This window comes from Paenarthrobacter sp. PH39-S1, from assembly GCF_030063245.1.
Classification (GTDB): domain Bacteria; phylum Actinomycetota; class Actinomycetes; order Actinomycetales; family Micrococcaceae; genus Arthrobacter_M.
Genome location: NZ_JASISR010000058.1, coordinates 1 through 12,257 on the forward strand (window position 1 = coordinate 1; position 12,257 = coordinate 12,257).

Below are 12,257 nucleotides of genomic sequence, written 5' to 3' on the forward strand. Positions count from 1 at the left end.
GGACGCATATATCCATGCTGACCTCACCATCAAGGAAAAAGCACTCGCCCTCGTGACACCCACAGCGGCAACCCCAGGACGCTACCACCCGACAGACAAGACACTGGCGTTCCTTGAAAGCCTGTAAATATGCCGATATGGGAACAGTCGATTCTTGTCCGGACCCCAGTGGCAGGGCCTCTTCTGGTGCCCGCGTTCCCAGCACCTCGGCATAGTTACCGGCTCGGCATAGGTCGATCTATGCGGATATCCGCATAGATCGACGAACTTGGCTACCTTCCGATCGACACCGAAGGCGCGCGGCTCTTGTTCCAAGTCATCGCGGACGGCTATGAAAGACGCAGTCTCATCATCACCACGAACCTGGAATTTTCCCGATGGGGAACCGTCTTCGGAGACGACAACATGGCCGCCGCTGTCATCGACAGGTTAGTGCACCACGGGCGGCTGCTGCAGTTCCGCGGCGAGTCCTACAGAGTCAAAAATGCCCTCATGAAATAGCCAACCGCTCAAATGGACTAAAAACGTGCCGAGGTGGCCTAATTCTTAGCGCCGAAACGGCCTACTTAAATTTGACGAAACACATGTGGTCAGAGCGCAGTTGTCAGCAGTGTTGGATCACGGCTCGTTGCGACCCTGGATCCGCCGAAATATCGTTGACCGGGGTGCACCGGTCAGCCCAACAATCGTGGCGGCCGGGATGCCGGCCCGGAACATCCGCACCGTCTCACCTTCGCCTCCGCTGTCGTCCATGAAGTGGAGACTACCAACCCGGCTCGACCTTCGTGCCAGAGCCCAATGTCGGGCGGCAGATTTTCCCAGGATGTTGATCGTCATTTCGTCAGTCAACCAAAGAACCGGACACCTCAGTCCGCCAGAAGGGTTCTGCCCCCCTTTCCAGGCCGCTGCCAAGCCGCCGTCACCGAATGTCAGGCGCAGGACGGCGGAGTAGGTAAAACTGGCGGCGTGGATGCATAACGGTAGTAACCGTAGTAGTATTACTACGATTACTACTTAAGGAGAACCGCCGTGGCCGAACAGTCAGTGAAGGATCGCGTCTACGCCGCCGCCGAGCGGATCAGCGCCACGACGAACCCCACCGTCGCCACAGTGCGGGAAGCCGCCAGCGTGTCCAACGCCGACGCAGGCCGTTACCTGAAGGAATGGCGCGCCGAACGAGACAGCGCCGGCTCCAAGATCGCCGCCACCCCGCCAATCATCACCGAACAGGCACTCCGCTCGCCGGCACGGTCTGGGAGGAGGCCGTCCGCACCGCCACGGCCGAGCACGCCATCATCGAAAAAGCATGGCGGGAAGCCCAGTATGTGGCGTCCTCGCTCCCTGTGCGCAGCACCGCGTCTGGCTGTGATAGGGGAAACGGCTACGAAGCACTGCCGTCGGCGGCCTGCCGCCGGTAACCTTTGGGGAATGACGCATACAGCGTAGGAATACTTGGGGGAAACATGAGCGACGCCTACGACGCAGCAGTAAACGAGCTGTTCGACCACCTGCTGAAACTTGAGGATCAGGTCGTCTTCCTAATCACAGTCTGGAACAAGAACGACGAGAACTATTCGACGCTCGGGAGGGCCGTCCTTAAAGACGTCCGAGCATCGATCAAGACCGCGAAGAAGTACGGCGAGGACGAGCTTGTCCGCGCCCTGGGCCGGATGACCGCAGTCATCTCGTTCCTGGACGAGCACCACGTCCTGCTGAGCACGTGGAGTGGCAGCACGTCGTCCTACCGTGGGAAGGTCCGATCCGTTGTGTCCGGCGGCCTCCCCGGGCAAGGCAATCGTTCCTAGCCCTGGGGAAAGTAGCAGGATGAGTAAAATTTCAGTCTGGTCATGGACAGTCGCCGTGTTCGGACTTGCAGCAATAATTGCGGGCGAATTTTTCGACGGCTCGTATGCTCAAAGTATTTCCTTCAGCTTGGGAGCACCGCTTTGGTCCTGATACCGATCCTTCTCGTCGAACGAGCGATCGGGCGGCGACTTGAAAGCCAGCTCGACGACCGTGAGCTCATTCGTCCGGCTGATGTTGTGCTCCGCATGGACGAGACTTGGCGAGATTTCGGCCAGAAACTGGGTGGCAAGATCGAAGATCAACCTGTTGTCGAACTTGAGCGCGTATTTAGGAACTGACGGACACCGGCGATTTCGCCCATTGCCATCTCAGCAAAGGATCCCTTGCTGAGACGACCAGTAGTCGCTCAGGGGCGACTTTGAACGGGATCGCTATTTGGCGGCTTTCTGCGATCAACGGGTAATATTGTGGATTTGATCGCTTTGTGGCGGCGTTTTGTGATCGCTCGGTGACATTTAGCGTTTCGAAAAGGCCGCCATCTATCACTGCGATTCACACGCAAGCTTGATGGCCCCGGCCTTCGGGCCGGTTCGGCGGCTACTTATCTTTGCCTTTTCCTTTGTTGTTGCCGGGTGGTTGCGGGGCGGCTGGCGCGATGGTGGCCCCAGTGTGAAATGACGTGGCGTTGGTGCTCTGGCAACGATGAGTAGTCCCGCAGTGCGCCCGTGGGCTCATCCCTGGGACGAGAGGATGATGGCTTTCTGCTGCTGGAACTCTTCGTCGGTTAGGATCCCTTTGGCATGGAGTTTGGCAAGACGCTCAAGCTGTCCGATGACGTCAGTCGCCGGCGCTGCCAGTGCCTGCTGGGGAATCGGAGCAGCCTGGGCCGTCCGGATTGCGCGAATCAGAGAGTCACCCTGACCGTGTCCGAGCGCCGTGATGGCCGCTTTCGTCCCGGAGTGGTTGATGGTCAGCGTCTCGCCGCCCAAGGCTTTCTTCAGATCGATTGCTTGGATGGCCCCGAGCGAGAAGGACGTGAGGTCTTCCGATCCGATGCTTTTCTCCAGGAAGAGTAGCCGGCGGTCGGTTGCGGCGGCGATTCCGGCCTTGTTCTCAAACCTGCCGACGCCGATGGCGTCAACGTTTTCGCCGCGGTCCAGAACGTTGGCGAGGTGGGCGATTTCCTTCCGGCCAAAGATGCGCAGAGCCACCTGGCTGGCCGCTACCTCAATTCCATGGTCATCCAGCAGACCCTCCGGGAGACCTTCGGAGATCTTAATCAGGTGCTTGTAGTGCTTGTTCCCGGGACCTTCCACTCGCCAATCAATATGCGTCTTACCGGCGTCCGGAGTGATGGTCCCGGTGATCTTCGCCGCCCACTGGTTACTGGAGAATCGCCTGCGGGACGGTGACGGCGATTTCGCTAGGACTCAATGACTTGACTGTGAACTTCGCCTGCTCAACGGCTGGAGGGAGTATATCGAGGGCCGTCGTGTGGTCAGTGAGCAGAGTCCATTGGACTGTCCGGGAAATTGTCGCCATACCGGAACTGTACCCAACGCGGGCCGCGAAAAATCAGAACAACCGACACTGAATTGAAACCGGTGGCCGCATCGTCTCAGACAGTGCATGAGCAACGGCGACTTTCATTCATGAACTTTTAACAGAATGGCCGTCAAAAACGACCCTTTTTGACTGCCCTTTGAAGCCTGCTTTGGAGGCCGGCCGTTCATCTGGACGTGTGTGAAGTTCGGCGGTTCGTGGCGGCGTTCTAGGATCGCTCGGTGGCGCACTCCCCGGCTGTGCATCGTCTTGCATCGCATGGCTTTCGAGACGTTGAGGTTTCGAGACACCTTCGGCGCCCGCTATTCACTCAGGAGGCGTGGCCCATCCAGATTTTCTGTGGTTGTTGAGCACATGACGCCCACAAGGGGATCGCACTACGGACACAGAAATGGTATTGGTGGGGACACTACGCTCGTAACATAAGCGGACTCGACATCTGGGGAGCAGTGGTCCCCGCATGGCTCGGCGGGGTGGGCGGGCTGGCCGCTGCGGTCGTCAGCACTATCGCGCTCGTCAAGTCGATCAAGACCGAGGGAGGGGTAGAGACCCTGAAGGGCGCGGCGAACGCGGGCGTTGCCATTGAGACGCCAGCGGTCCCGCGGAGTGCGGCCAGCGCCGGGATCGGAATGTCGACACCGGCGCCTGCTCGGAGCCCCGTAAGCTGGACGGCCTGGCATGAGTCCAGGAGCCGGTACCGGCTCCGCAATGACTCAACGCACACCGGCGCAGCCGCGAAACTGACCGGATTCAGGGACGTCACGCCTGGCGGCGACGCCGCCGCCAGCTATCACGGCGCTCTGCCGGTTGAGCTTGCGGCCAATGAGTCGGTCCCGTTCACGATCGATAAGTCCCTCGTCAGCCCGAGCGTCACCGCAATCGAGCTGACCTGGGAAGACAGCGACGGCACCGAGCGCAGGCATACGCTCTACATCTAGCCGTGCCGTGCCGTGCCGAACTGTTGCCACACCCTCCGGGGACCAGTATCGGCTGCCCGTATGCCGAACCCCGAACGGGCGTTTTGACTGGGACGGCGTTCTTACACGGTGGCAACTAGCTCTAGTTCGAAGCCACCGGACTTCATGAGATAAGCGGCGTAGTGTTCGCGCCCGCCAGCGTTTGTGCACTTGTCCGCGAACAGCTGGCTCCACCCGTGATAAGCGCTCTCCCCAGCCAGAGCGTCTACGTCTTCTCGGCTCCCGGCATTGAATGCCAGGTGATTCAGCCCGGGCGCAGTGCGCTGATGGTCTCGGCTGCTCAAGTCCAGTGATTCTTCGGCAACTATGTAGGTGGGACCCCACCGCCAGCTGATCCCATTGCTCCAGTTCTGATAATTCTCGTATCCCAAGCGGGACAAGATCCAGCCCCATTCATCCTTGGCTCGCTCGAGGTTAGGTATCCACAGTTCAATATGGTGCAGGGCGCCTTTGGAATCATCGTTCAAGTTGGGAGTCTTTCATGCATCCAGATCCGTCAGGCCATCGCGCTAAGGGTGGCTCACGTCGTCCCCTTAAAGGATCGGCTTCAGCAGTGGTGCGGGGAAGTATGCGCTTCGACCGCGATTCTGTACTGTCAGGAGCAGGGAAGCGACGACCACAACTCTCTTCGCGTTCGTAGATAGGTTTCATGCATGACTGAAATATCCGATTGGCACCTGGTGCAATATCTAACAGAAATAGTGAACCAGACGGAGGCTGCCGAAACTCACTGCGACAACTACATGGCAGCCCTCAAGGACGTGGGCAACGGAGCGTCTCTTCGGGCGCCAATAGACCAGCTCTTCGCTGCCGGCCAAGGCATCCTCTCCGCCGCAGCAATCGTAAATCAGTTCCTTTGGATCGACACCGAGCCCCCCAAGCCCCGAGAGTACGAGCACTTTAGCGACGAGCAGTGGGCAAAGCTCAAGCTTCACGCGAAAGCAAGAGCTAAGAAGCTCAGGAAACTCCTGGCAGCCAAAGATTCATCACCTCTTCGAGCCAGAACGGTTCGAAACTCGCTTGAGCATATCGACCAACGCCTTGACGTGCGGCTTCTCTTCGGTTCGACGATCTTCGCGGACCGTACCGTCGGACCACAAAACGCGATCGGCGTACAAAACCAAGACCATACGGAGATAAACTTCAGACGAATTGATCCGCAAACGAGCGAGTTTTGGGTGCTTGCCCACAGCGCATCCCTCGGTGATCTCGTAGATGAGATGCATCGGATGTCACAGATAGCGCAATCGACGATTCGCACGCTATCGCCCGGAGGCCAACCAGCGATGTCTAGCCCAGCGGCGTCATACACCCGGAGCAACAATGTAGCTGAATAGCGGGAGCCGCAGATGTCCAGTAATCGCCTCTTCGCCATGAGCCTGGAGTCTCGTATCCCTAGGGATACGAGGCGTCTCGTTGACCCGGCGACCGCTGCAACGGCGATGTCCCAGTTTGGCGGGCTCGAGCGAGTTCATCCCCGGTCGATGATTCTCATAACTATGTCTCGAAACCTTAGGGTCGAATTGGTGTATCCACCGTTAGTTACGAAACACAGTGAAGCAACCCATGACGAAATCCGCATTAAGTTTTCCTGCGTGGATGTTCCGGATGAGCTGACTATCGAGCTTCATTCGTAAGGAGCAAAATGGGTGGAACTGTTGTTGATCGCAATCCTGACGGCGATGTCGTGTCCACCCAGGTGTACCCGATGAAACAGGTTGAGATCCTTATATAAATGCGTCAATCAGGGTCAGTTTCAACTATGCTTAGACATAATCGATGGAGGATCTTAAGAGTGGCTGGACATAAAGGGCAGGTGGTTGGCTACGTGCGGGTTAGCGCCGCCGACCAGAACGAGGCACGGCAGCTCGAGGCACTTGGCCCTGTGGACAGGCTCTTCTGTGAGAAGGTCAGCGGCAAGAACACAGACGACAGAGCCCAGCTCCAGCAGATGCTCATCTACGTCCGCGATGGGGATAAGGTTCGGGTGAAGTCACCGGACCGTCTGGCACGGTCCACGACGGACCTTCTCGCTCTGGTTGAGCAACTCAAAGCCAAGGGCGTCGCCCTGGAGTTCATCGACAACCCGGCCCTGAACACTGACACGCCGCAAGGGGAGTTCATGCTCACGGTCCTCGCCGCCATCGCGCAGTTGGAGCGCAAAACCATCCGTGAGCGTCAGGCCGAGGGCATTGCCATTGCCAAGAGGAACGGCGTTTACGACCGGGTTCCGAAGCTTGCACCGGAACAGATCCAGCTGGCACGCGAACGGATTGCCCAGGACGTACCCAAAGCCAAGGTGGCCCGGGATCTTGGCGTCTCACGGCAGACGCTGTACGCAGCCCTGAACGGCAGCGGAAAGTACGCCGAGGTTAGCTCGTGAACGAGGGTGATGGGGATGCGCTCGATCCCGCTGCGTGAGCCGGCTCATCTGCTGAACCGGGCGCATCCCAGACGCTGACCGCTTACAGCACGCCAGGATTGAAACCGTCAGGATGAGATCCGAGACCCGCGACAACACCCGTCAATAAATTGAAAAAGGACTTCATTCTGCCAGGCGAGAAGGCATCATGACTGACGTCTGGTTGGGGTACACGTTATGGGCAGACATTGGTGACGCGTTAGGCATCAGCCGCCAGGCAGCACAGCAGCGCTACGGGAACCGCTAAAACGTTCCAGAAAGTTCATGGATTTGGGTCGTGAATTCCCGTTCCATTCCTACCAAGACCCCCAAGTGGGACACGGCTTCTGTAACTAGGCCAGCCTCACAAGCCCATAACTATCGTTTGTCAGTGGCATCAGAGAGGATGAGGAGCATGGCTGAAACTATCAAAGCACGACTGCACCGGATGATTGGTGGATATCTGTGCCTTAGCCGGGGTCGTCACAATCTCGTGCTTGCTGAACATCATTGGCACGAGAGAACCGGTGTATCGCACAGCTCGAAGCTTGAGGGGCTGCCAGGTAGGTCGATCACGCTACACGAGGTCGAGCACCATTCCGCGAACCGTCCTTTCTGTATGACGTGTTGGCAGATGCCCGGAGATTGACTGTTCCACTTCTAAGGGCCTGGTGCTCCGGAAGGTGTCATGAGACGCCAAGTTGGGGTACGGGTCAACGGGATACATCGCCTACCTGCAGAATGTCGCGCAGACAGGGACTCAGGTTCATGCTCTTTTTGAAAATGACACAGCCTTACCTACACGGGCACAAAATGGCTGTGTAGATGAATTCTGAAAGTGACACCACTGCGTGCGTCATTACTCCTGATTCCGTGCGCCCCATTAGAGGATCATTTGTGAGAACTCGCCGTCGGGATTGATAGAAGTCAATTAGGCTCGATCAATGGATCCTAAGAGAAACCTCGCACAACCTGCCCGTCAGTCCTTCGCGAGGTTTATGAAGGCGGTGATCGTTAGTTGCTGGGTTGTTATGGCGGCTGGAGTCATCGCTGTAGCCATCGTTGGCCACGGGAGTCCTGCGGCACATTTGGGTCTGCCCAAGGTTTAGTTGACAGTTTGGGCTGATATTTCGGGGACCGGTTGAGAGGTCTTGTTTATTGTCTCAAACTCGATCGGTGTTAGCTTGCCGAGTCGTCGTTGCCGGCGTCGGCGGTGGTATGTTTTCTCGATCCAAACCACGATGGCCAGGCGTAGTTCCTCCCGGGTTTCCCAGCGTTTTTGGTTCAGCACGTTCTTTTGCAGCAGGGAGAAGAAACTTTCCATGGCGGCGTTGTCTGCGCATGCCCCGACCCGTCCCATGGAGCCCTTCAAGCCCGCTGTGCTGATCAGGCGGGTGTATTTCTTGGACCGGAATTGAGATCCTCTGTCGGAATGAATGAGCGTACCTTCCGGGGCGCGTTGACTGACCGCAGCAGCTAACGCGTTCACGGCTAGCGAGGCTTTCATCCGTGAATCGATGGAGTAGCCCACAATCCTGTTGGAGAACACGTCCTTGACCGCACACAGGTACAGCTTGCCCTCACCGGTGTGGTGTTCGGTAATATCCGTGAGCCATAACCGGTTCGGCGCCGTGGCGGTGAACCCGCGCCGGACGTGGTCGTCGTGGACAGGCGGGCCGGCTTTCTTTCCCGTGCCCCGCCGACGGTGAATGACCGAGAGAATCCTGTTCTCGCTGCACAGCCGCCCCACCCTGGTCTCGGAAGGCACCAGCCCCAGCTCGTGAACGAGTTCGTCATGGATCAGCCGGTACCCGAACGTGGGGTCCTCGGCATGGACATCCAGGGCGGCGTTGACCAGGTGGGCTTCCTCCCAGTCCCGGTCGCTGACCGGGTTCGCACACCACTGGTAGAAGGCTTGGCGGGAGAATCCCAGTACCCGGCAGGTCACCGCGACCGGCACCCGCACAGGGGCTTCCGGGGCGGCCAGTTCAAGGACCAGCGGGTACATCATTTTGGGTTGACATCCCGGGAGAGGTAAGCCACCGCCCGGCGCATCACCTCCGCCTCCTGCTCCAAGAGGCGGATGCGTTTCTTCGCCTCACGCAGCTCGACAGATTCTTCCTTCGTTATCCCTGGAACCACCCCATCCTGGACGTCAGCGATCTTCAACCACCGATGCAAGGCAGCCGGGGAAACACCGAAGTCCTTCGCGATCTGGACCAGGGATGATTCGCCCTTGCGGGCCACCGCGACCACATCACGGCGGAACTCTTGAGGAAAAGCTTTAGGCATGTTCAACATCCTTCACTTGCGAGCCAAAACTCACAAATCAGATGTCAATCAAACCTTGGGCAGACCCTTTAGCCATTGCTGGGGGCGTGGCTTGTCTGGCGGGCGTATTCGGCGTTTTGTTTCAGGGGATGCATAAGTGGGCGCGTGAACCCGAATACTCGCTCCGGGGCAAGGGACTCGCGCTCCTGTTCGTTCTTGGCGCTGCCTCAATGGTGCTGATTTTGTGGTCAATCTCCCTGTGACCGCGGGCCGGGGGCGGCCCCTTCATGGCGCCGGCGCCGTCCCCGGTGGGTATATCGCATCCTAGGAGTGACGGGGTAGGAAATCCGTCAATCAGGCCGAGATTCCTTGCCAATACTGGGGGTGAAGAGCCGTTTACTCTACGAGCTTTGACGTGCTCACTTTCGGTGCCGGCAACCGCAGACTGTGTTCCTGAGCGAACACCGACGGGTCTGCGGCGGTGAGACCAACACCGAGCACGGTGGCCGATGCGTGTACTTCAAAGACGCGTCCGGACACGGTCTGGAGCTCATCACCCGCCCTTTACTTCTAAACCGAGTCGGTCGTGTGTCTCGCAACCACGACGTCTTGAATCCCATGTGATGCAAGACGGCAGCTGGTGGCGACAACTGCGACATCGAGCGAGCATGGAACGCTGCCACGAAGCGCCGAACTCCACACCAATGTGCACCGCGAGTCTTGATCTCCGGCGTCCCATCAAAGGATGATTTTGTCTGATTTCGAGAATATCGGGAGGAGACACATTATTGAGACAACTCGGAGCCGCGAGAATCCGCACCCTTGCAGCGCAGAAGGCCACCCGCGGGGATCCTGTCAATGGTTCCATTGTTGAGACGTCCAGCCGGCCGGTGGCGGCCGCAGTAGACGGATACCGCAGGGGTTATCTAAAAATGAGTGGAGTGGCATGTCGTCGTGGGGCAGGCCATTTTTATTCAGTTCGTTGGCGGCCTGTAGAAATGGCCTTTTGTGAGGATTGGCCGTCACACCGCAGGATTCTGCCGGTCGTCAGGTGTCGGAGAGGGATGTTGCCGTGGGGGCATCTTGGAGGTAGTCGGGGATAGGGCCGGAATAGTTGCCCACGATGCGTTTGTATGATTGCACGTCCCCGGATGCCTGGTTAGTGGATATGAGCAGTTCCAGGGTGTCGAAGCCGGAAGCGCCGGGGCTGTTGAAGAAATCGACTGCGTTCCGATTGCATGCGCTGTACCTGCCCGTCGGGTCGTAGATCGAGGTGATGGCGTCCCTTGGGGTAAATCTCCCACCGCCGTTCGTTGCGCCGTTGATGGCCGCCGTCCGCCCTTCCGCCCACCGGGTGTAGGCGTGTTCGAGCGCCGTCTCCTGATCGACCTCCACATCCAGGAGAGTCACACCGCTGTAGTCGTTCAGTTCGAGCAGTGAAAGGTAGCGGGCCGGCAGCCCACTCCATGAAAGTGTCCCCTCAATGACTACATTTTCCCGGGCTTCGAGGCAGCGTTCGATTAGGCGATCAGCGAGGTATACGGACTCGTTGTGGACCAGGGATGACACCTCGTTGGGCATGATCGGGTACCCGTCCTCCAGATGCTGCGCGAAGACCCCATCAAAGGTGCCTTCCTGAACGGCGGCATCCAGGAGCTTGAGCTTGATCGCGTCGGCATCGATGATCCGCCATCCCGGACCGGCAAGTTCCAATTTCCGCAGGAGCGTCGACTTGCCGGCTCCCGGTGGCCCGGCCGTGATGACCGCGGCCAGACCGCCCTTCTCGACGTCTTCCTGGCCTTCGGAGAGGAAATCATCCAGCAGCCGCCGCTGGAAACGAAGCCGGGCAGGGGCCACAGGCATTTTGGGGTCAAAGGTCGCGTTGGTTGAATACCTATGCAACTCGGCGCCGGGGGAGGTGAGGTCGTTCAGCTGCTGCGCTACCCGCAGCAGGACTGTGTCCTCCACCTATGCGGCCGTCGGGTGGACGGCCTGCACGATCGCCTCGTAGTCCTCCATATCGATCAGATCCCGATGGACAGCGTCGGAGATGTCATCCCAGCTCCCACCAGTCAGGGCACCGAGCGGATTGTCTGGTTCAGCGTCTGCAGAGAAAGTGTAAGACCACGTCTTCAACTGCTCCATCATTGCGTCGTGACTGATGCGTTGTGCATGGAAATCAAGGATGACCTCACGCGGCGTGTGCTTGAGCAACTCCGGGAAGTTCGCAATCTTGCGCAGAATCCGGTGGACCTCCGGCTGGGAGATGGAGAGCCGACGCGCGATCTCGGCTTGGGTCAGGCCCTGGCTACGGGCGGCGGCGCACGCGCGCAGCAGATCGAGCCGGTTGAGCTCGCGGTCGGCGAAAATCCGGGCCAGCTCGTCTTGGATTGTGAGCATCTGGTTTTCCTCTCCGCGTTAACTATACGAAATGTATGAGTCTCACGTTACCCCAGGCCGCTGTTGCCCGGAAGGTGCTCTCGGCGTGACGTCGAATATGACCGTTTGAGCGTGTTACTTCACGCGCGTCTCAGGTTGTGGCCTGTCGGCGATCGGCTGGCTATAGCTGTTGGTTGCTGTGGCTCTTGGTCTAGCGCCGTGGTGCCAGGGTTGAGATGACCATTTGGCATGGGAGGTTTCGGTAGTGGTCGTGGCGCGCTGGGTCTAGGAGGTCCCGATCGCCGAGCCGGCCGCAGGTGTAGCGGTTTGCGACGGCGAACCGCTAATGATCAAGCCTCGGCTCCCGCCTCGGTTGTTGCAGCGGGGGTGGTATCCAGGTGCTCAACATCGGCGATAACCGCAAGCGCGGAGGAATAACGCTGTGTGAGATCGGGGGCGGTACATTTTTGGACTATGCGGCTGGCTTTATCCGTTCCAGTTGAGAGCGCGTCTCGTCCGGTGAAGATGTAGGAGAGCACCCAGCCCACCGAATACATCTCATTAAGAACGCCGTAGTCCTTGAAATTATGGAGCTGAGGGTCACGGATGGTTCCGCGCATCTCAGTTTGCGTGCGTGTGAAGAGGGAGGCCTGGTCCTTGACGAGTCCGAAGTCCGACAGCTTGACGAGAACAGCCCCGCTGCCGAATACCTTCATCAGCACATTTTGAAGACGGCGGTGTCAAGCCGTCGTAGCAACATTGTCGTTGAGTCGTTTGGTGAAGACTTCTCGTGGTGTGAGGAATCCCAGTACGGCGCGGGGACGGTCGTTTAGCTCGTCGGCGATGGCGTCCAGATAGGG

General features: G+C 58.6%; 12 protein-coding genes and 2 pseudogenes. 6 read left to right on the forward strand and 8 right to left on the reverse strand.

What is annotated here, in order from left to right; genetic code table 11:
- Window positions 1-258 precede the first annotated feature (258 nt).
- The 3 genes and pseudogenes from QMG52_RS20500 to QMG52_RS20510 form a co-directional block, all read left to right on the forward strand.
- Window positions 259-501 (forward strand): annotated as a pseudogene (locus tag QMG52_RS20500) (ATP-binding protein); the annotation flags it as partial.
- A 528-nt stretch (window positions 502-1,029) separates the two neighbouring features.
- A complete protein-coding gene (locus tag QMG52_RS20505; RefSeq protein ID WP_283562269.1) occupies window positions 1,030-1,446 on the forward strand; it encodes a DNA-binding protein in 417 nt (138 codons plus the stop codon).
- 17 nt (window positions 1,447-1,463) lie between these two features.
- On the forward strand, window positions 1,464-1,805 hold the full coding sequence (locus tag QMG52_RS20510; RefSeq protein ID WP_283562270.1) for a hypothetical protein: 342 nt from the start codon (window positions 1,464-1,466) through the stop codon (window positions 1,803-1,805).
- Window positions 1,806-1,913: 108 nt separating this feature from the next.
- Here the strand turns inward: QMG52_RS20510 and QMG52_RS20515 are convergent, their stop codons facing one another.
- Both QMG52_RS20515 and QMG52_RS20520 read right to left on the reverse strand, forming a co-directional pair.
- The gene (locus QMG52_RS20515; protein WP_283562271.1) at window positions 1,914-2,108 is read right to left on the reverse strand and encodes a hypothetical protein; all 195 of its coding nucleotides are present in this window, start codon (window positions 2,106-2,108) and stop codon (window positions 1,914-1,916) included.
- A gap of 429 nt (window positions 2,109-2,537) precedes the next feature.
- Window positions 2,538-3,122, reverse strand: coding sequence for a PH domain-containing protein (locus QMG52_RS20520; protein WP_283562272.1), 585 nt, complete (start codon window positions 3,120-3,122; stop codon window positions 2,538-2,540).
- A 696-nt stretch (window positions 3,123-3,818) separates the two neighbouring features.
- Here QMG52_RS20520 and QMG52_RS20525 point away from each other — a divergent pair.
- Window positions 3,819-4,307 carry a hypothetical protein gene (locus QMG52_RS20525; protein ID WP_283562273.1) on the forward strand — a complete coding sequence of 163 codons (489 nt, stop codon included), beginning with the start codon at window positions 3,819-3,821 and terminating at the stop codon, window positions 4,305-4,307.
- A gap of 101 nt (window positions 4,308-4,408) precedes the next feature.
- Here the strand turns inward: QMG52_RS20525 and QMG52_RS20530 are convergent, their stop codons facing one another.
- Window positions 4,409-4,813, reverse strand: a complete 405-nt coding sequence (locus QMG52_RS20530) for a VOC family protein (RefSeq protein WP_283562274.1) — start codon at window positions 4,811-4,813, stop codon at window positions 4,409-4,411.
- Between the two features lie 186 nt (window positions 4,814-4,999).
- Here QMG52_RS20530 and QMG52_RS20535 point away from each other — a divergent pair, with 186 nt between their 5' ends.
- Both QMG52_RS20535 and QMG52_RS20540 read left to right on the forward strand, forming a co-directional pair.
- Entirely contained in the window at window positions 5,000-5,683 is a 684-nt protein-coding gene (locus QMG52_RS20535) for a hypothetical protein (protein WP_283562275.1), read from the forward strand.
- A gap of 458 nt (window positions 5,684-6,141) precedes the next feature.
- Window positions 6,142-6,729 (forward strand): recombinase family protein, encoded by a 588-nt coding sequence (locus tag QMG52_RS20540; protein ID WP_283562276.1) that lies wholly within the window; start codon window positions 6,142-6,144, stop codon window positions 6,727-6,729.
- 1,123 nt (window positions 6,730-7,852) lie between these two features.
- Here QMG52_RS20540 and QMG52_RS20545 read toward each other — a convergent pair.
- The 5 genes and pseudogenes from QMG52_RS20545 to QMG52_RS22485 form a co-directional block, all read right to left on the reverse strand.
- A protein-coding gene (locus tag QMG52_RS20545; RefSeq protein WP_283562277.1) for an IS3 family transposase occupies window positions 7,853-9,039 on the reverse strand; the annotation gives its coding sequence in 2 pieces (ribosomal slippage) (window positions 7,853-8,760 and window positions 8,760-9,039; 1,188 coding nt in all).
- Between the two features lie 1,026 nt (window positions 9,040-10,065).
- The gene (locus QMG52_RS20550; RefSeq protein WP_283562278.1) at window positions 10,066-10,986 is read right to left on the reverse strand and encodes a P-loop nucleotide/nucleoside kinase family protein; all 921 of its coding nucleotides are present in this window, start codon (window positions 10,984-10,986) and stop codon (window positions 10,066-10,068) included.
- On the reverse strand, window positions 10,987-11,418 hold the full coding sequence (locus QMG52_RS20555; RefSeq protein WP_283562279.1) for a helix-turn-helix domain-containing protein: 432 nt from the start codon (window positions 11,416-11,418) through the stop codon (window positions 10,987-10,989). It abuts the gene before it with no gap.
- A gap of 329 nt (window positions 11,419-11,747) precedes the next feature.
- Entirely contained in the window at window positions 11,748-12,113 is a 366-nt protein-coding gene (locus QMG52_RS20560; protein WP_283562280.1) for a hypothetical protein, read from the reverse strand.
- Between the two features lie 24 nt (window positions 12,114-12,137).
- Window positions 12,138-12,257 (reverse strand): annotated as a pseudogene (locus tag QMG52_RS22485) (IS30 family transposase); the annotation flags it as partial.